Genomic DNA, 25,052 nt, shown 5'->3' on the forward strand with positions numbered 1-25,052 from the left:
TTGAAGATAGTAAAAAAATCCTTAAAGCTAATTGATAATATTTTACTTTTTTAACTCTTGAGAATACAGAATGTGAATTATTTGTAGTGTTTGAGGTCGTTAGTAATAACTCTTTACAGCTTAAGCTAGTACCTTAAACAACCTCTTTTTTAGGCTAAGACTGTTTATAAAATTATTCTTCTAAGCTCATCAGGGATGCGTTACCGCCTGATGCAGTTGTATCAACACTCACAGTTTTCTCAACTACAAAGCGACGAAGATAAAGTGGTGACGCAGTTTCAATTGCTAACTCAGTACTATGTCTTCCAACTTTTTCAACACTTTCAGCTACAAAAGGTATAATCGCTCCCCTTCTTAAAGCTAATGCTTGATGCACTTGCTTAACGGCATTTGTGTTGCCAGAAAATGCAACTAAAGCAACTTTTGAATTAAATAGCATTGTTGATGTAATTTCTTCAGCATCACCAGTAATTAGATGGATCACTTTAGGGCTAACTCCTACTTTAATCATAAGTCTTACAAGCCTATAAGCAGTTAGGTTACCTGTATAAGCTGCTTTTGCAACTACTGTATTACCAGCTAAAAGTGCTGCTATAGTTTGACCTATAAACCTAATAACAGAATCATCACTTGAGCAAATACTAACAGCAACTCCACGACCTTTTAAACTTAGCTCATCAATCTCACCTGTTGGACCTGGAAGCAATTTAGGGTGTGCAAACTCTTCTTTAGCCTGTTGAGCATAATATGTTATCAGCTCAATTGATTTATCTATTTGCAGATGAGCATCTTCGATACTAATTTCAGATTCAGCTACAATATCTGCTACAACCTCATTTCTATTTTTATCTAAAGCTTTAATGAACTTTTCCACTATTAGAGCTCTTTCTTCAGCATTTACATTATTCCAGTTATCAGCTTCTTTATAAGCTATCTCTATTGCATTATCAACAGTTGCTGATGTTGCGATAAACATATCACCTATATTTTTACCTGATTTACTCTTTAAAATAGCTGATTTAGAAGCTTTAGATCTATTACCATCAATTATATTTGTAATGCTATATTTTGATTTTTGTAGTGTCTTTACTTGTTTTTCTAACTCAGCTAATTTTTCAGAGGCTATTTTTTCTTTTTGAGCCTTATTAACATTAGATAACACTTCATTAGCTAATCTATGCATATAGAAAGGTCCACCAGCTTTTGGTCCTGTACCTGATTTACCTTGACCACCAAATGGTTGAACACCAACAACAGCACCAACGATGTTTCTATTTACATACACATTACCTGCTTTAATATGATTTTTAACATAGTTCATCACTTCATTAATACGACTATGCACACCAGCTGTTAAACCATAACCTGTAGCATTAATATCTCTTATAAGCTCTTTGAGTTTATTTCCTTTAAATCTTAATATATGCAACACCGGCCCAAACTGCTCTCTTCCAAGGTCAGATAAATTTTCAATCTCAAATGCTACTGGCAATACAAATGTACCTTTTTTAGAGTCTTCATTAGCTTCAAGCTGACATATAGTTTTAAACTTATTTTTCTTTTCTTCAATATAAGCATTTAAATTGTCAGCAGCTTTTTTATCTATCACTGGGCCAACATCAGTATTAAGAAATTTAGAGTCACCAACTTTTAACTCTTTCATCGCTCCAACTATCATTTTGATATAACTATCTGCGATATCTTCTTGCAAACATAAAACTCTTAGTGCCGAACATCTCTGTCCTGCACTATCAAAAGCTGAACGCATTACATCAGCAGTAACCTGCTCTGGCAATGATGATGAATCAACTATAAGAGCATTTTGTCCACCAGTTTCTGCTATAAATGGCATTATTTCACCATCTTTATTTGCAAGAGTTTGGTTTATAGTCGCCGCTACTTCTGTAGAACCTGTAAAGATTACACCTTTACAATGTTTACTTTTCACTATAGCTCCACCTACTTCAATACCTGTACCTGGTACAAATTGAAGTACTTTTTTAGGTAATCCTGCTTTAAATAAAAGCTTTACTGCTTTATAAGCAATAATTGATGTTTGTTCTGCTGGTTTTGCCACCACCGTATTACCTGCAGCAAGCACTGCTGTAATTTGCCCTAAGAATATAGCCAGTGGGAAGTTCCACGGACTAATACAAACCATTGCTCCACGACCAGTAAACTCTATCTGTTTCAATTTATTAGATAGTTCAGGCAACTCAAAAGGCCCATTAAATTCCGATCTAGCTTGTGCTGAGTAGTATCTACAAAAATCAACAGCTTCTCTTACTTCATCAATAGCATTTGATAAAGTTTTACCAGCCTCAATCATAGCAATTGCTATAAATTCACTAGTATTTTCCTCAAGTAAATCAGCAAACTTTTCAATAATCTCAGCTCTTTGAGTAGCAGAAGTATTATTCCAGCTTTCAAATGCTTCATTAGCATTTTTCATAGCCTTTTTAGCTACTTTAGCATCCGCATTTATAACTATACCAACCTTTTCTAGATTATTGGGATTAATAACATCTTCAGCATGTTCAATACTAGCCTTAAAGCCTGATACTATAGGCTTAGCTTTATAGTCATTTTTAACTGTGTACTTACTTATATTTTCATACATAGTCATAAGCTCAGCAAAGTCATCTGTGTTATAACCTTGCGAATTAAGTCTTGGTGCCACTATATTTTTAGGATAAGGAATATTAGGATGCTGATCACAACCCATTTCAACCGCTTTTTTAACAGGATCTTCAATCAGCTCTTCAATCGGTAAATTCTCATCAACAATTCTATTTACAAATGAGCTATTTGCACCGTTTTCAAGTAGCCTTCTCACAAGATATGCTAATAAGTGTTTATGCCCTCCAACTGGAGCATATATACGACAAGGAATATCTTTAAAGCCTTCATGCCCTACGATATTATCATATAATGGATCACCCATACCATGTAAACATTGGAACTCAAAGTCAGTATTATCGCCAGCAATTTGAGTTACAGCTGCTACTGTCTGCGCATTATGAGTTGCAAATTGTGGGTAAATATACTGATGAAGATCAAATAATTGCTTAACACAAGCTTGGTATGACACATCCGTATGATACTTCCTCGTAAATACAGGATAGCCGTTTAGACCATGTTCTTGAGCATGTTTAACTTCTGCATCCCAGTATGCCCCTTTCACAAGTCTAACCATAAATCTGCGATTAGTTTCTTTTGCAAGATTCGCTAAATACTCTAATACATAAGGAGCTCTTTTTTGATAAGCTTGAACAACGATACCAATACCATTAAACTCTTTCAATGACTCTTCGTTAGCTAATCTTTCGACTAACTCTAGAGATATTTGTAACCTTTCAGTTTCTTCAGCATCAATATTCATACCAACATTATATTGTTTTGCTAACTGAGTCAATTTCAATAGTTTAGGGTATAACTCAGTATGTACTCTTTCATGTTGAGCTACTTCATAGCGCGGATGTAACGCTGAAAGTTTAACAGATATACCAGGGTTCTTTTTAATCTCTTTATTGGGAGCATACTTTGATAATTCTTCTATAGCATTTAGATACTGCTCATAATAATAATCAGCATCCACCATCGTCATAGCAGCTTCACCTAACATATCATAAGAATAACTATATCCTTTTGCTACTTTTGTTTGTGAAACCTTCAAAGCTTCTTCGATAGTTTCACCAAGTACATACTGCTTACCAACAATTTTCATTGCTTTTTTCATCGCTTGACGAATCACAGGTTCACTAGACTTTTTAACCATTTTTTGGAAGATACTTCTATATGATTTTTTATTTTCTTTTAGGATATTTCCAGTAAGCATCAAGCTCCAGGTAGCCGCATTCACAAATAAATGTTTTTCTGTGCCAACATGCTCTTTCCATGCTGCACTTGTTAACTTATCTTTGATAAGTAAGTCAACTGTATAGCTATCTGGAACTCTAAGCAAAGCTTCTGCTAAACACATAAGTACAATGCCTTCTTCAGAAGATAGGTCATACTCAATCATAAAAGCATCAATACCAGATTTTTTAAGCCTATTTTTTCTAACCTTAGCTACTAATTGATGCGCTTGCTCTTGAATTTTTTCCTGCTGAATGTCTGAAACCCTTGCTTTTTCAACAAGCTTATTCATAACTTGCTTTTCATCTAAAAGCCAATATTTTGAAATACCCATTATTGCTTGAGATATAGGGAAATTATCAGAATGATTAAGTAAATTGTTCATATTTTCTCTCTTATACTAATTTAGTTCTATTATACTTATGCTTTTCAGCAACTATTTTTTTGACAAGTTCTTTATACTTAACAGGAGGAATTACTCCTTTAAAAAGCCAATCAAACATATCATTGTCTTCACTCGTAAGAAACTCAACAAATAGCTTTTTATCTTCTTTTGATTCATTTAGGTAACAATTATCTAGATATGGTGCTAATAATATATCCAACTCTAACATACCTCTTCTTGCAGAGTATTTAATTTTACCTAACGAGCTAAAAATTGGGTCATTTTCTTTTATAATCATACGAATCTTTTTATAGAGGAATTCTAATAATGCTAGTTTATACTATAGCATTATAGCTACCAAGCAACTTAATCAAAATATTTAAAAAAATATACTTTAAATTACACCCGCAATTAGGTATTATTTACATCAGTTTATATGATGTTTCAAACAATCAGTTCCAAACATATTTCATAATTAATTTTTTTAAGGAATAAAACCTAATGGCTATCAGTCAAAATGCAATTAAAATACTATCAGAAATAGATGAATTAGAATTATTTAGTAATATTTCCGAAGAATGGTCAACTGTCTTAAACGAGTCAGACGAAGAAATAAAGGTAAAAAAACTATACTCGGCTCTTGTTAAAGAAAGTATTCGTAGAGAAACAGCTGAAAGATTAGCTAAAGATGCTAAGTCTTACTGCGATTTAGTTCAAGAGCAAACAAAACAAAGAATTACAGATCTTAAAGAAAGTTTAGAAAACCAAATTACTTTTCTAACTCAGCAGATTAAAGACTTAAAAGAAGAGTCTGCAAAAAACCTTGATCATTATAGGGGTGAATTAAAGAAAGCTACTAGAAACCTTATAGATAGCAAATCTTAAATTTTAAAGCTCTAACAATCAATTATGGTAGTATTGTAAGACTATTGTATTTTAAGAAACTTTTTAACTGTTGTTATTACCTATTTTTATTAGATTAAGCTGAATAAACTTATTTAGTAAAATAAATTTGTGCTCCCCCTACTGGTTTTTACCTAAAAGTAATACATCATAAAAATCGTTTTCATTGATATTGTTTGGAAAAATTATTCTCTTTGTTTAATAAATAGACTCATTAAAAAAAATAATAACTGTTTTTACCTGATTTTTTGGCTTGATACATCGCTTTATCTGCTTGATCCATAAGCTCATTTGCTGTTACATCATTTTGATTATTATATATAGAAACACCTATACTTACTGTTTGCGATATAAACTTACCTTGAAGAACTTCTATTTGAGCTTCAAATAATTTTATAATTCTATCTAGTACTTTTATTAGATCCTCTTTATTAATATTAGCAAATGCTACTGCAAACTCATCTCCTCCTAAACGAGAAATTGTATCTTTATTTTTCAGATATCGTTGCAGTCTAGAAACAACTTCAACTATAACAGCATCTCCTCCTGAATGACCGTATGTATCATTTACATTTTTAAAATTATCAATATCAATATATAGTACAGTTAAAGTACTGTTCTCTTTTTTAGCATTTTTTAATAATAACCCTAATAACTCAAACATTGCTCCTCTATTTAATGTTTTTGTCAACACATCTGTAGAGCTAAGTATTTCAAGTTCTTTTTCTCGCTCTCTAAGTGCTTTCGCCTTATTTGCAAACTTATCAGCAAAGTAAAAAAGCAACAACACTATAAAACTTATAATAAACCCAAGCATAAAATAAAGATCTGGAAAAACTGGTAAAAGATTTTCATATTCACTTTCATCAAAAAATACTGTTACACTCCATGGCTGACCCAAAATAGAGAAGTCGTAATTAAATTCATGAATATAATTATTACTAGATAAATTATAGTTACTATATACGACCTTTACTGGAGTTTTAACAATAATGTTGTAATGCTCTGTATTAGTAGTATCAACAAGATTCTTAAATAAACTTTCATCAAATACTGCTACAAAAGAGTTATTATTTCCTTTTATACAATAATCTTTTGATCTATCTGAATCACATAATTTTATTATATTAGCAGCTTGTTGAGGGGATATATTTATATTAGAAAAATAATACTTTTTTCCATTTTTATTAAAATATATAAATTTTAGGTATGAAAAATTATCTAAGTAGCTATCAATATCATTTTTCAAAAAATAATAATTCACCCCCGCAGACCAATTAACCCTGCTATCAAGCCTTAACATTGTATTTGTTCTTGATTTAATATTGTTTTTAATAGTTAAATTAATAGTCGCAGCATTCTTATTGATTATATCGTTTGAAACACTATACTCATATTTGATAAAAAATAACCATGATATAAAAAACATCACAAAAATAAATGTAGCTATAATCTCACCTATTTTCAATAATTTAGTAGTATCTATAGCACGGCTATAATTTATACTTCCAAGTATAAAAAAGCAAATAGCAGTATGTATTGCCATACCTGTAATCTGCCCCCAATTATGCAATGTGCTCGAACCAATAAAATAAGCAAACATTGCTAATAAAGAAACACAGCATACAGCTAAGCTAGATGATGAATACAAAAGATCTAAAAAACTATTACTTTGCTTGCTTTTAATAGTATTAACAACTGCCAAAAAAAGAAAACATATCGCAGTATTGGGAGACATCCTTCCAGGATATATCTCATCAGAGATGACACTAGATTTATAAAAAAAAGTATCAATATATAAGTTAGTATTCAGACTATATTCTATCAAGGTTAGAGCTGCTACAACTACTACAAATAATGATAATAATCTTCCAAAGGAAAATAGTCGTATATATATTAGTAAGCTAGAAAATGCTAAAAAAGCAAAACAAAGAGCCGTATTAAACTGCATATTTGGCCAACCTTGCTTAACTCTAGTAAGTTCATAATTATTAGAAAACCAACCATATATCACAAGCACTGAAAAAAATAATACAAATAATTCTCCAAAAACCAGTATCTTTTTATTTTTAATAATCATACTTCGCCCACCTGCTTTTTAGCAGTTATTTCATTAAGCTCCTTTAAGTTACTTAATAACAATAAGGCTTGCTTATATACATCTGTCGGAGTCTTATAGTTTTCATGTTGGGTAGATGAATATTTTTTCTTCTCTGATGAGTTTAAATATATACTTTCAGAGAAAATAAATTTTGCTAAATTAAGAACATCACTAGGCTGGATATTATCTAACAAGATATTTTTTACTGATAGATCCATTGTAGCTACATTATAGTGCTTTGTATTTGCATAGATGCTTAGCTGAGCATAACACTTAAGTAAAAGCTTATATACATCAGAAGGTGACTTATAGTCGACCTTTCCGACATGCTCAATTATTTTACCTTTAGGTAATATCGAAATGATATTTCTATTTGAATATTAGCATAAATAACTTTATTAAAGCTCTTATCAATATCAAATCGACTTACCGAATGACCTACATCAAAAGGCTGATTATTTATTTTTAAGTTCTCCTTTGATTGATCTATCATCTCAATAATTCTACCTAAGAGTAGATTAATGTCTTTATATTTTACTTCATTAATATTTTTAGGTGGAGCAATATAAACACCAGTAACTTCAAAATTAAAACGATTAACCTTATCATATAAGGCTAATAGTGCATAATACAGCTCTCTTTTTGATGTGTTTTTTAGACCAAACTTACTACCTCTTGGCTCATTTTTACCAATAGCTATCGTAATATAATTTAGTTGATTATTGATATAATTAATTTTAGGTAATATAAGCGAACTATCACTTACAGAAGCGTTTGAATAACCTGTAAATGGTAAAAATAGAAAAACTATGAAAAACTTCCTAACTTTTTTAATCAAAACAAATTAAAACAGAAACCTTAATACTTATATCGTATATAGCACCATATAACTTTGCAAGGTTTGATACAGCTAGTTTTTATATAAAAAATTTCATAGTTTGAGTTCTTTGGCTGTATTATTATATTTTAAGAAATTTTTTAACGGTATCACTACCTACTTTTATTACATTAAGCTTTTTAAGCTTACTTGATAAAATAAATTTAAGCTCTCCCGCTGAATTTTTTTTATCAACAAGCATAGCATCAAAGAATTCCTTTTTATCGATATTTACTGGGAAATTTATAGAAATATCAAAGCTCTGAATAAAGCTCTTATACTCATCAGCTTGAGTTTGATTAATAGTCCCAAGATAAGATGAAAAGTCTATAGCTTGAGCCATACCGACGCCTACAGCTTCACCATGCTTTAAGCCTTTATACTTTTGGCATTTTTCAATTGCATGACCAAAGGTATGACCAAAATTTAAAATTGCTCTAGCGCCACTAATTTCTTTCTCATCTTCAGCAACAACCTGAGCTTTTATTTCACAGCTAAGCTTGATCATTTGCAAGAGTGTTTTAGTATCTTTTGCTAAAATCAAATCATGGTTATCTTCTAGCCAACTATAAAAATCACTAGAGATAAAACCATATTTGACTACTTCAGCGATACCTGAAACATACTCTCTTTGAGGAAGTGTTTTATAAAACTTAACAGATGTATAGACTAGCTTAGGCTGATAAAAAGCACCTATCATATTCTTACCTAAAGAGTGATTAATTGCTGTTTTACCACCAACCGATGAATCAACTTGAGATAGTAGCGTAGTAGGAATCTGTATAAAATCAACACCTCGTTGATATATCGAGGCTGCAAACCCTGTTATATCACCTATTACTCCACCACCTAAGGCAATAAGAACGGTAGATGATCGTGTAAACTTATTCTCAAGTAAGGTAGTCAATATTTTATCTAAGCTTTCTTGAGATTTATACTGTTCACCATCTTCTAATATACAAGATGTAACTTTGCAATTTAGCTTTAAAAAGTCTATTAAGCTTTGTAAATATAGCTTTTCAACAGTCGTATTAGTTACGACAAGAACCTGCTTATCTGCTATAAAACTTAATAAGTAAGAATAATCTAGTCCTGAATCAAGAATAATCTCATAACTAGGACTAGTTGTAGGATTGACTTTTAATTTCTGTATCACAACATAGATTCTTCTACTAAGAAAGTAGATATTTTATTGACTATATTTTTAACTGTAGCACCATTTGTTTCAACAACAACATCAGCTATACTTTTATATAGAGGCTCTCTTTCTGTCATTAGTTCTCTAAGTACTGCTTCTTTATCATCAACCCTTAAAAGAGGTCTTTTAGTATCTTTTGCAGTTCTTTGAAGCTGTTGTTCAATAGTTGCCTCAAGATATACAACTTTACCACGAGACGATAAAAGTGAACGAGTATCAGGGTCATTGATTGCTCCACCACCTGTAGCAAGTACGATATTTTGCTTTTCAGCTAAAATCTCAGCAATCACTTCTCTTTCACGCTCACGAAAACCTGCTTCACCCTCAAGGTCAAAGATCCAGTTTATATCGACACCACATTTTTTTTCAATAGTGTCGTCAGAGTCTATAAACTCTAGTTTAAGTTCTTTAGCTAATTGCTTACCTATTGTAGATTTTCCAGCACCTACTGGACCAATTAAGAAGATATTTTTAGTTCTTATCATTTTTGACTCGAAATTATAAGTTAATTACACACTGTGATAGTTGACTACTAATCACCCTTATTATGAAATTTATAGGGATATAAGATACCTAATTTATGGTGATTTTGCAACTATTATCTATCACCTTCTATATTAGACTCTATTATTTTAGGTGTTATGAAAATAAGAAGCTCTTTATCATCATCTGTAATCTCTGTAAAACTAAATAAATAACCTATATAAGGTATATCTCCTAAAAGTGGAATTTTTGTTCTAGATTCTTTTTCAGTTTTCTCATATATACCACCTATAACAACTGTTGAACCATCTTTCGTCATAACTTTTGTTGTAATTTCACGAGTATTAATAGTTGGTGGTAAATCTGCACCCTCTTCAGTTTGACCAACAGATGCACCAATTGAGTTTTTAGTAACTAATAGATCTAAAATAACATTACCATCTGGAGCTATTTGTGGTGTCACCTGAAGTTCTAACACAGCTTCCTGGAATGCAATGGATGCCGCACCCGAAGCAGTAGATTGATTGAACGGAATCTGTGAACCTTGCTTGATAAATGCCGTTTCATTATTTGCAACTATAAGGTGAGGTGAAGCTACACTGTTTGCTAAAGATTCATTTTCCAATGCTGTTATTTCAACCTCTAACTTCATCCCTCCAAACACATTCCATGCAAGTGCAGCAGTCGCTCCTAGAAGATCTGGGGATGCAGCGCCTACACCTGTTGGAGTAGGTGCTGGTGTATCACCCCCAGGCTTAAAGGTATTTAGTCCTATAGCAGTACTTCCAGTCGGATCAAATAACTTATAGTTAAATCCTATCTGAATACTATTAGACCTTTCAACCTCGACTATTCTTGACTCTATCAAGACCTGATCGTTAGGTATATCAATTTCATTTATAACCTCTTTTATTCGAGGCATTTTTTCTTCTGTATCTGTTATGATAAGAGTATTTGTACGAGCATCAGATGTAATACTTCCTCGCGGAGACATAATACCACCATTTTGCTTAGCCATAGATGTAATAACTGTTTGTGCTGCTTGAGCTGTAGTATAGTTAAGAGGTACAAATTCTGTAATTAATGTCGCATTATTTTCTAATGATCTTTTAGTTTGAAGCTCTAATTGCTCTTGAGCAGCAATTTCTGCAGCAGTTGCTACATACAATATACTGTTCATTTTTTTAGTAGCAAGACCTTTACTAACTAAAACTATGTTCATTACCTCATTCCAAGGTACATTTTTCAAATCTATTGAAATATTACCTCTTACACTACTACTAACAACTAAGTTAAGCCCTGCAAATTCTGACAAAACCTGCAATACTGTTTGTACAGGAGCTTCTTTAAATGATATTGAAATTGGCTCATTAACATTAAAACCCTCTACTCTACTCTTGCGCCTATCAATAGTAAACTTAAAAGTATCACCTTCTTTATAGTCTGTAAGTGCTATCCTATCTAAAGAATGAATAACAAAAATAACTTTATTGTTTTCTTTGCGGATTTTAATGGAGTCTACAATAGTGTTAAAAACCTTAGTATCAATATTGCTAACCCATTTATCAGATATATTCGTATCGTTAAATGTAATTGTTAGAGTATAACCATCTTGAGAGATTTTAGTTTTGTAGTTAGAAAAACCTGAAATATTCTCTTCAAAAACAGGCTGAAAAACAGCACTACCATTTAAGCTACGATGAAATTCTAAATCTTTAATATGCTGCTCAAAATCACTCTTTTTCTGCTCACTTCTTCCTACAATTTTAGGTTGTGCTTTTTGAGTCGGTTGGCTCATAGTATTTTGGGGGGTTGCTTCTTCTGTTGTAGGCTCAGCAATTAAGATGTCAAAGCTTAGAACTCCCCCAATTAATGTAAGTAACGCTGACCATTTCTTTTTTCTAAAAAACATTTTATATTTTATAACCTTATCGTATAACTGCCTGAGTTTTTTTCCAAACTCTTTGCTTTTCATCTTTCATCCATTCGTTTACAAGTATACCTTCTTTTGTAACTCCTGAAATTTGACCGTAATTTTGACCTATAAGCTCTCCTTCTTTCAAGTATATAGGTTTTGGTTCACGAGAGTTTTCAACTACTCCCCAATTATTACTACTTTGCTTAACTAATCCTTTGAATGTAAATGAATCAAGCGGATATTCTTGTAACCTTGTTTTTTTCTTATCCATAACTTTTTCAAGGTCTTTGGGCACTATTATTGGCTTTAGTTTCACTGTCTCTTTAGCTTTTTTCTTAACTGTTCTTACTCTTCTTTTTTCAAAAGGTAGTAAATGATCAATATTAAATACATTTCGAATTTTCGACAACCTTTGGAATGTAAGTGTATCACCTTTATATTCAGGGATGTCGAGCTTTTCTGAACTTTTAATAGTTTTCATATTTTTTTCAACAAGCTGATCTACCTGCTTGATTTGACTATCATAGTTTGCAAATGCAGTATCAAATAAGAGGATCAAAACTATTAAAGAAAATGTCATTTTAGTGTAGCTACGCTTTATCATTTAACTAAGCCCCCACACCTTGTCTTGAATAAGTCTGAAGATTTAGTTCAACTATAAGTTTAGAATCATTCTCTTTTTTAATTGTTATATTTGTAATGACTGCAATATCTTTCATATCAATCAGAGCGACAAAGAGTTTCACTAATTGAGAAAAATCACCACTAAGTTTAGCTTTAAAATCAAGTGCATATAGATCGAGATACTTATTTTTTTGTACGCCTGCTGGTGATAAGTCTATAATCGTCACTCCAGCACCACTAATAGCTTCATTTAATGCAGATAAGAAAATTGGAACTGAATGTCTTTCTGGAATACTAAAACGCTCTTCAGCATTATGTTTTTCAAGCTCTTTAACTTGATCTTTGAGAGCTACCATATCTTTCTGTTTTTTAACTAGTTTAGGAATCTGTTGCTTCATGGATTTAATATGCTGAGCTACTGCTGCATTCTTACTTAAAACAGGGTTTACAAATAAACCATAGAAGAAAACTGAGAAAATCATAAATACTAAAATAAAAACTGGTATCTTAAATTTTATCGGAGCATCAATAACCTTGTTGACCTTTTTATTGTTTAGAAGATTCTGTATCTTATCTATCATCTGACACTATCTCCTTTAAAGGCATTATCCTCACCAAACTTATACTCTAGAGTAAAACTTCTTTTACCATTTTTCTCTGAACCTAAGTTTTTAAGCTCAACTTTCTTAACTCTGAATTCAATTTCAAGGTTTTTCATAAATACAGATAATAACTTTAAATCTTGAACCTCACCACTGACTATGACATTATCCGTACTTACAACATAATTGATATTAGTGATATAAAGTTCATCAGTAATAGCTCGAGAGATTTTCTCAATACCAAGTAAAATATAATACTGGCTAGCCCTAATATTAGCTAGATCTGATGCCATATCGAGAAGCTTGTCTCTTTGTGTTTTAACATCTTTATATTCAGCTGCAGCTTTATTTAGTTTTGTGATTTGAGTTTGTATATATTGTTCTACCTTAATCTGATCACTACTAGACCATGACATTATAATAGAAAGCATAAACATAGTTATAAATGCTACCAAGGTCATAAAACCAAAATCTATTGCAAGAAGCTTTAACTTATGTTTTTTCTCTCGACCTCTTACAAAATTTAAGTCTTTTATCATAAGGATTCCCTCATAGCTATTCCCATAGCAATAACATACCTATAAGGTTTTTTAATCTCTTCGCCAAAATCTTCACAATCAATATTTACAAATGGGTTCAATAAGTGACAATCTTTCATTGAAAGCTCTTTCACCAACTCAAATAAGACATCTAAATTTTGCTTTAGTCCATATATATAAACAGTATTATCTTGTTCTGCAAAACTATCAAAATCAGCTTCTTCTGAAAAATCAAGAGACATAAAATCCATAAATCTTAACAATAACTGAGTAGCTTCATCGACATAGCTAGCATCTGTAATTTTCTCATCAAAAATTTTTATCGACTCATAGTTTTTAAGTTCACCTTTGCTTGAAAAACTATAAATAGACAGCTTGTCTGAGTACAAACCTAAAAAAACACTATCTCGTTTGTTTTTCTCAAGCTCTGCCAGAAATAGCTTTTGTGCAAAACTGGTAATACAATCCTTATCTAAGGCACATACTGATAATGCTTTTTTAGATTTAGCTGCTATGTTATTTAAGGTTTCCATAGTTTTTGGTTCAGCAATATAGTAAACCTTTAAAATACCTTCCTCTTCAATATCATCAAAATAGTCAAAAGCAATATCTGCAAACTTGTCCGGATATTTTTTCTTAAAAAAAGATTCTCTAAGATAAAACTCTACACCTTCTTTATCTATCATTTCTAAAGCTTTTTTATCACAAATGATTTCTTCTTGGGATACATCTATATCTTTATACGTTACAAAACCTAGTTTTGTAGAACGAGGAAGTTTATTTTCTGAAATTACATTTGAAATAATATTACCAACATAATCTGAAGTTAATTCTCCTTCAAAATATGCTTCTTCTGAAAATTCTTCGCTTTCACAACTTACTAGAGAAAATTTTTCAGCATCTTTATTCAGCTGAACCGCCACTAAAGACACAGCATCAAACTCTACCCCTAATAACGTATTTTGAGCTTCTTTGCGCTTTTTCTCTAAGAACAGCGAAATCATATTACAAATCCTATCAACAAATTTAAACTCTTAAATTATAGCTATAAATACTGTTTTATTTTATAATTAAAACAACTCTATGTAAACAAAGATTTGAAGGATAACACACATGCGCATAATTCTTTTAGGTGCTCCTGGAGCTGGCAAAGGCACTCAAGCAAAAGTAATTCAAGATAAATTTAATATCACACACATCTCAACAGGAGATATGATTCGTGAAACTATCAAATCAGGTAGTGAACTTGGTAATGAACTGAAAAAGGTTTTAGATGCGGGACAACTTGTCTCTGATGAGTTTATAATTAAGATCGTGAAAGATAGAATATCTAAAGCAGATTGTAAAAATGGTTTTATGCTTGACGGAGTTCCTAGAACTATTGTTCAAGCAGAAAAGTTAGATGAGTTAGGTGTCAATATAGACTACATAGTTGAAGTTGATATTGCAGATGAGCTTTTGATTGAAAGAATCACAGGTAGAAGAGTTCATCCCGCTTCAGGGAGAACATACCATATAAGGTTCAGCCCTCCAAAAATACAAAATAAAGATGATATAACAGGCGATGATTTAATCACTCGTACAGATGATAATGAAGCTACTGTCAAAGAAAGGCTTTCTGTATATCACCAACAAACATCACCTCTGATAAACTTCTATAAAAACTTTAATGGTTTAAATACAAAAGCGCCTAAGTACATTAAAGTTAACGGTGATCAGGCTGTGGAAAAGGTATCTCAGGATATTTTCAATAAAATTAGTTAACCAACCCTTGTTATTCAACTAAAGGATTTTCTAACTTCTTGAATAAGTTTCTGTTTTTGATCCATAGTATATTCTTTAGACTCTATATTACCCCAAACAGGTGCAGGCCAAACAGAATCATCTTCAAAACGCCCTACTACATGTATATGCATCTGCTTTACTACGTTCCCTATAGTCGCAACATTTATCTTATCGACACTATGCTGATCTTTTAATAGTTTAGACAGTTTATTAATTATTTTGTTAATATTATACTGCACAGAATCATCAAGCTCATACCATTCAACTCTTTCAGTAAAAGGCACAACTATAAACCAAGGTAAGTTAGCATTATTCATAACTAATATTTTACAATCTAAGTACTCGCATACTTCTATTGTGTCATTAGCTAAACGCTCATCAAGCTCAAACATCAAAAATACTTCCTTATTTTATCTAAATCTTCTTGTGTATCTACACCTGCAGGAGTACTTACTTTAGCACCCGCTACAGCTATTTTATAACCATTCCATAAAACTCTTAATTGCTCTAGAGATTCATAGCCTTCAATTGGTGATCGAGCCAGTGCAGTATACTGCTTTAGAAAACCAACTCTGTAAGCATACATCCCTATATGTCTATAAAAATTAGCATCCCCTACTTTTAAATTTTCTGAAAATCCCCTATCAAAAGGAATAGACGCTCTACTAAAGTAAAGTGCATAATTGTTTTTATCGAACACAACTTTGACATTGTTTGAGTTATAAACATCTTCAGCTAAGGTGATTTTTTCACAAAGAGTAGAAACGACCGCTTCTGGTGAATCTTCTAAAAGTTCCGCAACTTGATGAATATTTTCAATAGGAATTAGAGGTTCATCACCTTGAACATTTATAACTATATCATCATCAGCTAAACCAAGTTTTAACACAGTTTCTGCTAAACGATCTGTTCCAGACTCATGCTCTTCTTTCGTACTAACCACTTTCGCACCAAATTGCTCTGCAACCTGCTTAATTTCATCAGCATCTGTAGCAATAATTATATTTGCTATACTAGATTTACTAGCCTGATCATATACTCTCTGAATCATAGGCTTTCCACCAATATCAGCAAGCATTTTACCAGGCAACCGTGTTGACTTTAAACGAGCTGGTATTATTATGTGAGTTTTAGCCATACTGTTTAATCTCCTCTATACTCAGTTTTTGTGCTTCTTCTACAAGCATTACTGGTATACCTTCAACTATAGGATATGCAAGTTTATCAGCCTTACAAATAAGTAATTGTCTTTCTTTGTCTAGATATAATTCTGACTTGCACTCAGGACAAACTAAAGCATTTATTATTGATTGATCCATTATTTCACCTCTATTATAAATTCAAATTTTTGTTGCTCTTCTTGAGCTTTTATAAGCCTATAGTCATTAACTCTACACCATGCAGGTATATCAAACATCGTTCCTGGATCTGTACAAACCACTTTTAACTTCTCACCACTATCCATGGTTTTTAGCATATTTTGAGTTTTAATGACAGGCATAGGACAAAGTAATCTTTCTAAATTCAGCTCTTTCATTTATACATACCACTCTTTTTTTACTTCATCAATAGCCAGTGGTTTTACTTCTAGCTCTTTACAAGTGCCGTCTAAGTATTCAAATTTCATTACAACACTTTCTTCTTTTTTACCTTTACCAAATCTTGCTAAAATTCTAGCTATAAATTCCTCATCTTGCTTTTCGAAGTTTCCATCGATTAAACTAAGAGGACCCAAATGCGATTCACTATGCACTGATACAAACTGATTCTTATAACCATGAAGATAATTATTCTCTCCTTCTTCACGAGCTACAATAAGCTTAAACTTGGAATTATAGCGGATATGCCTACCAACTTTTAGTAGCATTATATCATCTAATTCATACTCTCTAGTGTTTCGTGCTTGCCATAAATCAACCAATTTATCAGAGTACTTCTTATCAGTAAGAAAACAGCAACCTCCTGCAGGTGTAGCATAGTCATCATAACCATAATCCTTTGCCATTTGCATTTGTTGTTTGCGTGACCTACCTGTTATCGATAAAAGTTTACTTCTATCAACCCAACCTTCTTTCTCAGCCTTTGTTTCTGGTAAGTTTTTTGCACTAAGCGGTCTAAGAAGTATAGATTCAACATCTGCCTGCTCGTTAACAATTTTCATCTTAGCCTTAAGCTGTGACATTGGTCTTTGTCCAATCACCTCACCTGTGACAATAAAATCAAAACCATTTTCTATAGCCCACACTTTAGCCTTTTTAATCATAAAAATTTTACAGTCAAGGCATGGATTCATATTTACTCCATAACCATACTTAGGGTTAATTAGAACATCTTTGTACTCTTCTATTACATCTACAATATGCATTTTTATACCAAGTTGCTCAGCAACCCATAAAGCATTATTTCTTTTTTGCTTTTCTTTATCTTGTTTTCTTATAGCATGAGTATGCCCTTCAACACAAAATCCTGTATAGAAGTTTATAGCCTCAACATGTATTCCTTGATCTACTATCATTTTAGTAGCAATCATCGAGTCTAAACCACCTGATATAAGTGCTACTGCTTTGATTTTCTTTTGTGACATTCTGATTTTGAAATTTTTAAATATACCTATGGATTTAATTTTATCATATTGAAGCAATTTAACTATCTAATTGTCAAAAATCACTCCTTATATACCAGCTTTACCATATAACTTAGTATACAAGGTCAGTTATAGCTATACTTTGATAAACCTATATTTTATAATCTTCTGTAGCTTTTACTACTTTATAAGTAACTTGTATGATTAATCTAATAAATAACAAGTACTCTAAATATGCTCCTATACTGGTTTCTCTATCTATTGCTATAAATGGTATTGTAACAATCCTTGCTACTGCGATACCTGTTATTAATAGAATTTTTTCAGTTGATCTTCACTCTCACCTAACATCTGATCTTTATGATCTTGGCATGGAGTTTAATGTTGGTATTGGTGTAGCTATGCCTATAATTCTTGGCTACCTAATGATACTTATTGCAAAAGGAGTATTCCAACGCAAAAGAGCATATTGGCGTTTAGCTGTTATATTCATAGCTCTTTCGATGTTAGGTGATTATATCCAAGACACTCACTTCTCTTACGATATAACTTTCTCTTTACATGCTGTTGAAATAATTCTTTTATTAGTGTTTAAAAAACAATTTAATGAAACAACCACACGAAAATTCACATTCCAACAATTCATAATATCTCTGACATTTTTTTTAGCAATTGCGTATAGTGTCCTTGGTGTTTATGGGTTAAAAGATCAATTTGAAGGTATCGATAACTTTACTGATGCTGTTTATTTCACATTAGTAACATTTAGTACTGTTGGTTATGGCGATATTCATCCTATTACAAATGAAGCTAAAATATTTACTGTATCAGTTATGGTAATTGGGATTGGTGTTTTTGCCAGCGTAGTAACTTTATTAGCTGGTAGCATAATCAATAAAATTACCGATAAATTTAAATTTCAACAAGGAGCTTCTCTTATGAATAATCATCTAATCATTTGTGGATATACTGAAATCACAAAATGTCTAATTAAAGATTATTTTGATTCACAAGTAAATGATCTAGTAATAATTGAAAAAAATTACCAGCAGCGATTTATAAATATGGACGAAGAACAAGAAAAGCATTTTATTGATGCTGAATCTCACGACTATGATGCTCTAAAAAAATCAAATATCACAAAGGCTAAAGCTATATTTATTCTTAATGAGAAAGACTCGGATAATATCTTGACTTTATTGGCTATAAAGGAAGTACTTAAAGGCTCTGATAAAACACCTAGAATATCCATAAAACTAGATAAAGATGAAAGTATTAATATAGCCAACAACCTTGGCGTTGATCAGATTGTTTCACCGACTAAAAAAATTGCTGAACTGCTTATAGAATCTTAGTATTTTAAACAAAAATTATTAATATATACATTGAGTATGTTATCATCTTTTGCTATAAAGATTTTTAAAATTTTAGAACATGGAGAAACTTGTGAAATACAACTATGATTTAATTATTATTGGTAGTGGTCCTGGTGGGGAAGGTGCTGCAATGAAAGCTACTAGAAATGGCTTAAATGTTGCTATTATTGAAGACGATGCTCTTGGTGGTGCTTGTAACTATTGGGGTACGATTCCTAGTAAAACTCTAAGACAGCTTTCTCGTGAAATCAAATATAACAGTAAAACCTACGATTTTCCGGAAATGCTAGATACTGCCTATGAGATTGTCTTAAAGCAAACTGAGATTAAGAAAAATAGATTTGCCGACAATGAAATTGATGTGTTTTATGGTTTTGCAAGCTTCATGGATAATCACAAAATAAAGATATCTCGTAAAAATGGTTCAAGTGAAATCATTACAGGTGACAAATTTATTTTATGTACTGGTTCTGGTCCTTTCCAACCGAAAGATATAGACTTCACACACCCAAGAATTTTAGATAGTGACAAGTTACTTTGCTTAAAAGATAAACAAATAAAATCTATAACTATATATGGTGCTGGTGTTATTGGAAGTGAATATGCTTCAATACTAGGAACACTAGATATTCAAGTAAATCTGATTAATACTCGTGATAAATTGATGTCTTTCCTGGATAATGAAATCATTGAAACTTTGACACATCACTTTACAGTTAACCAAAAAATAAACCTAATGCACAATGAAACTTATACCAGCATAAAAGCAGTTGGTGACAAGGTTATTACATCTCTTGAATCCGGTAGAGTTATTGAGTCAGATTATGTATTATTTGCACTAGGTAGAGCTGGTAAAACAGAAGGATTAAACCTAGATGAAATTGGCATCGATTATAATAAAACTAGAGGGTTAATAAACGTAAATGAAAACTATCAAACTACACAAGATAATATCTATGCTGTAGGTGATGTGATTGGCTTTCCTTCTTTAGCTTCATCTGCTTTTAACCAAGGTCGATTTGCTGCAACTCATATTATTGATGGTTCTTGTAATGATAAACTAGTTGAAGATATTCCAACAGGTATTTATACAAGACCTGAAATTAGCTGTATTGGTAAAACAGAAGAAGAGTTAACAGCCGAGAATATCCCTTATGAATCAGGCAGAGCATATTTCAAAGATCTAGCTCGTGCACAGATTTCTTATAGTGAAACTGGTATGCTAAAAATTCTTTTTCATAAAAAAACCTTTGAAATATTAGGTATTCACTGTTTTGGTCATCGTGTTTCTGAGATTATTCACATTGGACAGGCTATTAAGTCTATGCCAGGTAAACATAATACTATTAGATACTTTTTAAATACTACGTTTAACTACCCTACTATGGCTGAGGCTTATCGTATCGCTGCTATTGATGGTTTAAACAAACTTAAAGCTTCTGCCAACCCTATCATTAGCTCATCTAAGTAATATAGCTCTATGATCCATTATGACTTTTTTATAGTATGTGCATATATATTCATATTTGGTGCTGCAATAGGTAGCTTCCTTAATGTTCTGATATATAGAATCCCTAAAAATATTTTCAATGAAGAAAAAAATTTAGCTAGAGAAATTTTAGATCTACCGATTGATGAAAAAACTGCAAACTCAAATGAAGTTTATAGTATTTTAAAACCATCGAAATGTCCTAAGTGTAATAATAAGCTTAAGTATCGTCATAATATCCCTATTTTTGGATGGTTTATGCTAAGAGGCAAGTGTTATTTTTGCAAATGTAAAATATCACCTCAATATCCTATAATTGAGTTTATAACTGCTGTTATCTTTGTAGCTGTTTTTATTAAATACGGCGCTACCGTACAGTGCCTAGCCATGCTTATTTTAGCTACGGTTTTCATTCCTCTATTTTTCATAGACTTAGAATACCAAATATTACCTGATAATCTTACTTTACCTTTAGTTTGGCTTGGTATTGTTATCAATTACTATGGTGTATTTATAACATTAGATAGTTCCATCTGGGGTGCAATTCTAGGCTACCTATCTCTTTGGAGTATATTTTGGATATATAAAGTTCTTACAGGCAAAGAAGGCTTTGGTTATGGCGACTTTAAACTATTAGCAGCAATAGGTGCTTGGTTTGGCTATCAAATGTTATTATACACAATCCTTGCTAGCTGTATCATAGGTATTTTTATGGCTATAATTATAAATCTATGTTCTAAACGTACAAATACTATTGCTTTTGGCCCATCAATCATACTAGCTACTATTTTCTACTTACTAACTCAAGATAGTCTATATATATGGTATAATCATATAATGTTGATTAATTAAATATTTCTATTCAAATGCAAAAGAAAAACTTCACTATTTTAATTTTATTTATGGCTGTGCTGTTATTGCTTACTTATATATTTACCACCTCGAAGCTAAGTAACCCACAATCATACTCTCAAGGATTAAAGCTTGTTGAGCAAGCATTTCCTCAATATAAAGTAATAAAAAGTTTTGATACAGGGATAAGCCTAGAAGGCTATGTTCTAGAAGATAAAGGCGATATTAAAAAAAGAACTGTAACTTTCACAAGCAAAGATGGAAGTGTATTAGTAAATGGTGAACTTCTTGCCTGGGACAGAAACCAAAATAAGCTTACAAGTCTAAACCAGATCTACACCAACTACTTCACATCTGATGAGGAAGCAAATGAGCTGTATTTAGATATCCAAAAGTTTGGCTCTTATATTCAACAAGGTTCAAATGATGCTCCTCATAAGTTTTATGCAATCATAGACCCAAGCTGTAGCTACTGCTCATATCTATTTACTGCGAGTCAACCAGCTATTAAAGAAGGTCTTCTTGCTGTTCGCTGGTTACCTGTTGGAGCATTACATAACAGTCCTAAAATTGTAAATAGCTTTTTCAATTCAAAAGACCCTCTTAAAGCTTTCATCAGTTACCATGATACTAATAAATATGATGAGAATAATACCGAAGAAAATGATAAAGCTTTAAACAACATGAATCTTTCTAAAAATATCCAAGGTTTTCCGACTATTGTTTATAAAACTCCTCAAGATGCTTTAAAAATTTCTGGTGGAGATAAACTACCTTTAATTGATGCCGCAAGTGCTGAAAAATCAAATGTCAAAAAAATCAATGAATTCTTATTATTAACATCAGACAAATTTTAATCTATGAAAACCTTTTTCTCTCTACTTTTATGTATAGTCACAACATCAACATTTGCATTATCAACAGATGACATAAAACTAGCTAAAGACATAAAGAAAATCGAAGTTAAACATGGCGGTAAAATTGGGGTTTATACAATTAACCGTAATAACTGGAAGAACTTCTCCTTTCAATCTAGTTTCTACTTCCCTGTTTGTAGTACTTATAAGATTTTAGTAGTTGGTGCAATTTTAAAGCAAAATATGACCGATAAAAATTTGCTTAATGAGAAGATTAAAATATCTCCTAATTCAATAGCGGGATACTCTCCCATCACTAATAAGCATCTTAATAAAAAAATGACTGTTGCAGAACTTTGTCACGCCAGCATTCTAAGCGATAATACTGCTACAAATCTTTTGGTTGAAAAATTGGGGGGGTTAGAAAAACTTAGTGAATTTAATTTATCCTTAGGCGATCATGCTACTAAAATTGCAGATAAAGAGCCTGAAATAAACGATGTCAACTTACGGACGAATATTAATAAAACTACGCCTAAAATAATGACTAGGGATATAAATAAATTAGCTTTTTCTAATGATATTTTAGATAAGAAACATCGTTTATTATTTAAAAAGTGGCTAAAAGATAATGATACTGGTAAAAACCGTATTACTGCTGGTGCTCCTAGTAATTGGCTAGTTGGTGATAAAACTGGAACTTGTGAATATGGTACAACAAATGATGTTGCCATAATATGGCCGAATAATAGTCGAGCAATAGCTATGTCAGTTTTCTACACTCAAACAGAAAAAAATGCTAAACCTAATGAGAAAATAATAAAAGAAGTATCTCAACTAGTTTTGAAAAAACTTAAAACAGAAAATTCTAAAAAATGAACAAGATAAAAATGATAATCGGCTTAGGCAATATTGGTAAAGAGTATGAAAATACTCGTCATAATGTCGGTGAATGGCTGATAGCTAAAATAGCTAAAGAACAAGGTGAATCTTTTAGCACAAACTCAAAACTCAATTGTCATATTGCTAGGGTTAATATAGCTTATAGAAATGTGATTTTAGTATTTCCAACTACTTTTATGAACAATAGTGGCTTAGCTGTAAGCAAGGTTGCAAACTTCTACAAAATAAATCCTAGTGAGATACTTGTAGTTCATGATGAGCTTGATATAGGTAACGGGCAAGTAAGACTAAAACAAGGTGGTGGACACGGTGGACATAATGGTCTTAGAAGTATACACCAGCACCTTGGTACAAATGATTATTTACGCCTTAGAATAGGTATAGACCATCCAGGGCATAAATCAAAAGTTGCCAGCTATGTATTATCAAACCCATCTATTGCTCAAAAAAAACTAATTGATGACTCTATAGATAATGCTATAAGTTCAATAGATGATATAATAAATGGCAAATTAGAGCCTGCAATGCAAAGGCTACATACAAAATAATACACACTGTCATACTGCTACTTGGTAGTGGTATCCATTTTTAAAATAAATAAGAATAACAAAGGAATTATAATCATGGGATTTAAATGCGGTATCGTAGGCTTACCAAATGTAGGTAAATCAACTCTTTTTAATGCTCTTACTGAAGCAGGTATTCAGGCTGAAAACTACCCTTTTTGTACTATTGAACCAAATGTTGGTATAGTAAATGTACCAGATCAAAGACTTGATGCTCTAGCTGAAATTGTCAACCCACAAAAGATCCTTACTACAACTATGGAGTTTGTAGATATTGCAGGATTAGTAGCTGGAGCAAGCAAAGGTGAAGGCTTAGGTAACAAATTTCTAGCAAATATCCGTGAAACTGACGCTATTGCTCATGTAGTGCGTTGCTTTGAGGATGATAATGTAATTCATGTGAACAACAAGGTTGATCCTATTGATGATATCAATACTATCAATATGGAGCTGATACTTGCAGATATAGAGTCTTGTGATAAAGCTATTCAAAGATTTGCTAAAATGAAAAAATCTGGAGATAAAGAAGCCTTAGCTAAAGGTGATTTTTACGCTAAGTTGAAAGAACATTTAGAATCAGAAAAACCAGCTAGAACCTTTGAAATGACTGATGACCAAACTATATGGTTAAAACAAACTCCTCTACTAACTAGCAAACCTGTACTTTATATTGCAAATGTAAATGATGATGGTTTTGAAGATAATCCTTTATTAGATTTAGTAAATGATTATGCTAAAAATGATGGTGCTAATGTAGTTCCTGTTTGTGCATCTATGGAACAGGAAATCTCTGAGCTTGATAAAGAAGAAAAGCTAGAGTTTTTAGCAGATATGGGTCTTACTGAAACAGGTCTTGATAGAGTTATCAAGGCAGGTTACTCTCTACTTAATCTACAGACATACCTAACAGCTGGTGTAAAAGAAGTTCGTGCTTGGACTATACCTGTAGGTGCTACTGCCCCTCAGGCTGCTGGTGTAATTCATACTGATTTTGAGCGAGGCTTTATCCGTGCTGAGATTATAGCTTTTAATGACTATATCCAGTACAAAGGTGAAAAAGGTGCTAAAGAAGCTGGTAAAGCTCGCCTAGAAGGTAAAGAGTACATCATGAAAGATGGTGATGTTGTAAACTTTAGGTTTAATGTGTAAAAA

At 32.0% G+C, this 25,052-nt stretch carries 26 protein-coding genes; 9 read left to right on the forward strand and 17 right to left on the reverse strand.

The window, feature by feature from the left end; all coding sequences use genetic code 11:
• Positions 1-172 precede the first annotated feature (172 nt).
• Positions 173-4,243: a bifunctional proline dehydrogenase/L-glutamate gamma-semialdehyde dehydrogenase PutA gene (putA, locus tag CDH04_RS05905; protein ID WP_112870153.1), complete on the reverse strand. Its 4,071-nt coding sequence runs from the start codon at positions 4,241-4,243 to the stop codon at positions 173-175.
• Between the two features lie 10 nt (positions 4,244-4,253).
• Entirely contained in the window at positions 4,254-4,541 is a 288-nt protein-coding gene (locus CDH04_RS05910; RefSeq protein ID WP_112870154.1) for an FAD assembly factor SdhE, read from the reverse strand.
• 203 nt (positions 4,542-4,744) lie between these two features.
• Here CDH04_RS05910 and CDH04_RS05915 point away from each other — a divergent pair, with 203 nt between their 5' ends.
• Positions 4,745-5,128: a kinesin gene (locus tag CDH04_RS05915; protein ID WP_112870155.1), complete on the forward strand. Its 384-nt coding sequence runs from the start codon at positions 4,745-4,747 to the stop codon at positions 5,126-5,128.
• Positions 5,129-5,360: 232 nt separating this feature from the next.
• Here the strand turns inward: CDH04_RS05915 and CDH04_RS05920 are convergent, their stop codons facing one another.
• The 10 genes from CDH04_RS05920 to CDH04_RS05965 all read right to left on the reverse strand — a co-directional run bounded on the left by CDH04_RS05920 (position 5,361) and on the right by CDH04_RS05965 (position 14,492).
• Entirely contained in the window at positions 5,361-7,226 is a 1,866-nt protein-coding gene (locus CDH04_RS05920; RefSeq protein WP_112870156.1) for a GGDEF domain-containing protein, read from the reverse strand.
• The gene (locus CDH04_RS05925) at positions 7,223-7,465 is read right to left on the reverse strand and encodes a hypothetical protein (protein ID WP_112870157.1); all 243 of its coding nucleotides are present in this window, start codon (positions 7,463-7,465) and stop codon (positions 7,223-7,225) included. The genes CDH04_RS05920 and CDH04_RS05925 overlap by 4 nt, the downstream gene beginning before the upstream one ends.
• A gap of 116 nt (positions 7,466-7,581) precedes the next feature.
• Complete coding sequence (locus CDH04_RS05930; protein ID WP_112870158.1) at positions 7,582-8,085, reverse strand: hypothetical protein; 504 nt, start codon at positions 8,083-8,085, stop codon at positions 7,582-7,584.
• Between the two features lie 121 nt (positions 8,086-8,206).
• Complete coding sequence (gene aroB / locus CDH04_RS05935; RefSeq protein ID WP_112870159.1) at positions 8,207-9,280, reverse strand: 3-dehydroquinate synthase; 1,074 nt, start codon at positions 9,278-9,280, stop codon at positions 8,207-8,209.
• Positions 9,277-9,807 carry a shikimate kinase AroK gene (gene aroK / locus CDH04_RS05940; RefSeq protein WP_112870160.1) on the reverse strand — a complete coding sequence of 177 codons (531 nt, stop codon included), beginning with the start codon at positions 9,805-9,807 and terminating at the stop codon, positions 9,277-9,279. The genes aroB and aroK overlap by 4 nt, the downstream gene beginning before the upstream one ends.
• 113 nt (positions 9,808-9,920) lie before the next feature.
• Complete coding sequence (locus CDH04_RS05945; RefSeq protein WP_112870909.1) at positions 9,921-11,717, reverse strand: type IV pilus secretin PilQ; 1,797 nt, start codon at positions 11,715-11,717, stop codon at positions 9,921-9,923.
• A 16-nt stretch (positions 11,718-11,733) separates the two neighbouring features.
• Entirely contained in the window at positions 11,734-12,327 is a 594-nt protein-coding gene (locus CDH04_RS05950) for a pilus assembly protein PilP (RefSeq protein ID WP_234393426.1), read from the reverse strand.
• A 4-nt stretch (positions 12,328-12,331) separates the two neighbouring features.
• Entirely contained in the window at positions 12,332-12,928 is a 597-nt protein-coding gene (locus tag CDH04_RS05955) for a type IV pilus inner membrane component PilO (RefSeq protein ID WP_112870161.1), read from the reverse strand.
• Positions 12,925-13,485: a PilN domain-containing protein gene (locus CDH04_RS05960; protein WP_112870911.1), complete on the reverse strand. Its 561-nt coding sequence runs from the start codon at positions 13,483-13,485 to the stop codon at positions 12,925-12,927. The genes CDH04_RS05955 and CDH04_RS05960 overlap by 4 nt, the downstream gene beginning before the upstream one ends.
• Positions 13,485-14,492 (reverse strand): type IV pili, encoded by a 1,008-nt coding sequence (locus CDH04_RS05965; RefSeq protein ID WP_112870162.1) that lies wholly within the window; start codon positions 14,490-14,492, stop codon positions 13,485-13,487. Before CDH04_RS05965 ends, CDH04_RS05960 begins: the two co-directional genes overlap by 1 nt.
• 109 nt (positions 14,493-14,601) lie before the next feature.
• Here CDH04_RS05965 and adk point away from each other — a divergent pair, with 109 nt between their 5' ends.
• On the forward strand, positions 14,602-15,252 hold the full coding sequence (adk, locus tag CDH04_RS05970; RefSeq protein ID WP_112870163.1) for an adenylate kinase: 651 nt from the start codon (positions 14,602-14,604) through the stop codon (positions 15,250-15,252).
• A 14-nt stretch (positions 15,253-15,266) separates the two neighbouring features.
• Here adk and CDH04_RS05975 read toward each other — a convergent pair whose 3' ends face one another.
• From CDH04_RS05975 to CDH04_RS05995, 5 genes are read right to left on the reverse strand one after another with little or no spacing between them, the layout of a single operon-like run.
• The gene (locus tag CDH04_RS05975; RefSeq protein WP_112870164.1) at positions 15,267-15,665 is read right to left on the reverse strand and encodes an HIT family protein; all 399 of its coding nucleotides are present in this window, start codon (positions 15,663-15,665) and stop codon (positions 15,267-15,269) included.
• A complete protein-coding gene (gene kdsB / locus CDH04_RS05980; protein WP_112870165.1) occupies positions 15,665-16,411 on the reverse strand; it encodes a 3-deoxy-manno-octulosonate cytidylyltransferase in 747 nt (248 codons plus the stop codon). Before kdsB ends, CDH04_RS05975 begins: the two co-directional genes overlap by 1 nt.
• Positions 16,404-16,592, reverse strand: a complete 189-nt coding sequence (locus tag CDH04_RS05985) for a Trm112 family protein (RefSeq protein WP_112870166.1) — start codon at positions 16,590-16,592, stop codon at positions 16,404-16,406. The genes kdsB and CDH04_RS05985 overlap by 8 nt, the downstream gene beginning before the upstream one ends.
• Entirely contained in the window at positions 16,592-16,810 is a 219-nt protein-coding gene (locus CDH04_RS05990; RefSeq protein ID WP_112870167.1) for a sulfurtransferase TusA family protein, read from the reverse strand. Before CDH04_RS05990 ends, CDH04_RS05985 begins: the two co-directional genes overlap by 1 nt.
• Positions 16,811-17,857, reverse strand: coding sequence for a tRNA (5-methylaminomethyl-2-thiouridylate)-methyltransferase (locus CDH04_RS05995; RefSeq protein ID WP_112870168.1), 1,047 nt, complete (start codon positions 17,855-17,857; stop codon positions 16,811-16,813).
• Positions 17,858-18,057: 200 nt separating this feature from the next.
• On the opposite strand from CDH04_RS05995, the gene CDH04_RS06000 reads away from it, so the two are divergent.
• The 7 genes from CDH04_RS06000 to ychF all read left to right on the forward strand — a co-directional run bounded on the left by CDH04_RS06000 (position 18,058) and on the right by ychF (position 25,049).
• Positions 18,058-19,212 carry an ion channel gene (locus tag CDH04_RS06000; RefSeq protein ID WP_112870169.1) on the forward strand — a complete coding sequence of 385 codons (1,155 nt, stop codon included), beginning with the start codon at positions 18,058-18,060 and terminating at the stop codon, positions 19,210-19,212.
• 91 nt (positions 19,213-19,303) lie between these two features.
• Complete coding sequence (gene sthA / locus CDH04_RS06005) at positions 19,304-20,704, forward strand: Si-specific NAD(P)(+) transhydrogenase (protein ID WP_162699207.1); 1,401 nt, start codon at positions 19,304-19,306, stop codon at positions 20,702-20,704.
• 12 nt (positions 20,705-20,716) lie between these two features.
• Positions 20,717-21,574, forward strand: a complete 858-nt coding sequence (locus CDH04_RS06010) for a prepilin peptidase (RefSeq protein WP_112870912.1) — start codon at positions 20,717-20,719, stop codon at positions 21,572-21,574.
• 14 nt (positions 21,575-21,588) lie between these two features.
• Entirely contained in the window at positions 21,589-22,431 is an 843-nt protein-coding gene (locus CDH04_RS06015; protein WP_112870171.1) for a thioredoxin domain-containing protein, read from the forward strand.
• 3 nt (positions 22,432-22,434) lie between these two features.
• A complete protein-coding gene (bla, locus tag CDH04_RS06020; RefSeq protein ID WP_112870172.1) occupies positions 22,435-23,310 on the forward strand; it encodes a class A beta-lactamase in 876 nt (291 codons plus the stop codon).
• A complete protein-coding gene (pth, locus tag CDH04_RS06025) occupies positions 23,307-23,882 on the forward strand; it encodes an aminoacyl-tRNA hydrolase (protein WP_112870173.1) in 576 nt (191 codons plus the stop codon). Before bla ends, pth begins: the two co-directional genes overlap by 4 nt.
• Positions 23,883-23,957: 75 nt before the next feature.
• A complete protein-coding gene (gene ychF / locus CDH04_RS06030; RefSeq protein WP_112870174.1) occupies positions 23,958-25,049 on the forward strand; it encodes a redox-regulated ATPase YchF in 1,092 nt (363 codons plus the stop codon).
• Positions 25,050-25,052 lie beyond the last annotated feature (3 nt).

It is taken from the genome of Francisella adeliensis (assembly GCF_003290445.1).
GTDB classification, from domain to species: domain Bacteria; phylum Pseudomonadota; class Gammaproteobacteria; order Francisellales; family Francisellaceae; genus Francisella; species Francisella adeliensis.

What these genes read in the sequence shown, in the direction of transcription:
- CDH04_RS05990 (WP_112870167.1), bottom strand. Translation starts at nt 16,810, where the DNA reads ATGAAAGAGCTGAATTTAGAAAGATTACTTTGTCCTATGCCTGTCATT.
- bla (WP_112870172.1), top strand. Translation starts at nt 22,435, where the DNA reads ATGAAAACCTTTTTCTCTCTACTTTTATGTATAGTCACAACATCAACA.
- putA (WP_112870153.1), bottom strand. Translation starts at nt 4,243, where the DNA reads ATGAACAATTTACTTAATCATTCTGATAATTTCCCTATATCTCAAGCA.
- CDH04_RS05915 (WP_112870155.1), top strand. Translation starts at nt 4,745, where the DNA reads ATGGCTATCAGTCAAAATGCAATTAAAATACTATCAGAAATAGATGAA.
- CDH04_RS05955 (WP_112870161.1), bottom strand. Translation starts at nt 12,928, where the DNA reads ATGATAGATAAGATACAGAATCTTCTAAACAATAAAAAGGTCAACAAG.
- CDH04_RS05945 (WP_112870909.1), bottom strand. Translation starts at nt 11,717, where the DNA reads ATGTTTTTTAGAAAAAAGAAATGGTCAGCGTTACTTACATTAATTGGG.
- adk (WP_112870163.1), top strand. Translation starts at nt 14,602, where the DNA reads ATGCGCATAATTCTTTTAGGTGCTCCTGGAGCTGGCAAAGGCACTCAA.
- CDH04_RS05925 (WP_112870157.1), bottom strand. Translation starts at nt 7,465, where the DNA reads ATGGATCTATCAGTAAAAAATATCTTGTTAGATAATATCCAGCCTAGT.
- CDH04_RS05995 (WP_112870168.1), bottom strand. Translation starts at nt 17,857, where the DNA reads ATGTCACAAAAGAAAATCAAAGCAGTAGCACTTATATCAGGTGGTTTA.
- kdsB (WP_112870165.1), bottom strand. Translation starts at nt 16,411, where the DNA reads ATGGCTAAAACTCACATAATAATACCAGCTCGTTTAAAGTCAACACGG.
- ychF (WP_112870174.1), top strand. Translation starts at nt 23,958, where the DNA reads ATGGGATTTAAATGCGGTATCGTAGGCTTACCAAATGTAGGTAAATCA.
- CDH04_RS05920 (WP_112870156.1), bottom strand. Translation starts at nt 7,226, where the DNA reads ATGATTATTAAAAATAAAAAGATACTGGTTTTTGGAGAATTATTTGTA.
- CDH04_RS06015 (WP_112870171.1), top strand. Translation starts at nt 21,589, where the DNA reads ATGCAAAAGAAAAACTTCACTATTTTAATTTTATTTATGGCTGTGCTG.
- CDH04_RS05965 (WP_112870162.1), bottom strand. Translation starts at nt 14,492, where the DNA reads ATGATTTCGCTGTTCTTAGAGAAAAAGCGCAAAGAAGCTCAAAATACG.
- CDH04_RS06000 (WP_112870169.1), top strand. Translation starts at nt 18,058, where the DNA reads ATGATTAATCTAATAAATAACAAGTACTCTAAATATGCTCCTATACTG.
- aroK (WP_112870160.1), bottom strand. Translation starts at nt 9,807, where the DNA reads ATGATAAGAACTAAAAATATCTTCTTAATTGGTCCAGTAGGTGCTGGA.
- CDH04_RS05910 (WP_112870154.1), bottom strand. Translation starts at nt 4,541, where the DNA reads ATGATTATAAAAGAAAATGACCCAATTTTTAGCTCGTTAGGTAAAATT.
- CDH04_RS05985 (WP_112870166.1), bottom strand. Translation starts at nt 16,592, where the DNA reads ATGGATCAATCAATAATAAATGCTTTAGTTTGTCCTGAGTGCAAGTCA.
- CDH04_RS05950 (WP_234393426.1), bottom strand. Translation starts at nt 12,327, where the DNA reads ATGATAAAGCGTAGCTACACTAAAATGACATTTTCTTTAATAGTTTTG.
- CDH04_RS05975 (WP_112870164.1), bottom strand. Translation starts at nt 15,665, where the DNA reads ATGTTTGAGCTTGATGAGCGTTTAGCTAATGACACAATAGAAGTATGC.
- pth (WP_112870173.1), top strand. Translation starts at nt 23,307, where the DNA reads ATGAACAAGATAAAAATGATAATCGGCTTAGGCAATATTGGTAAAGAG.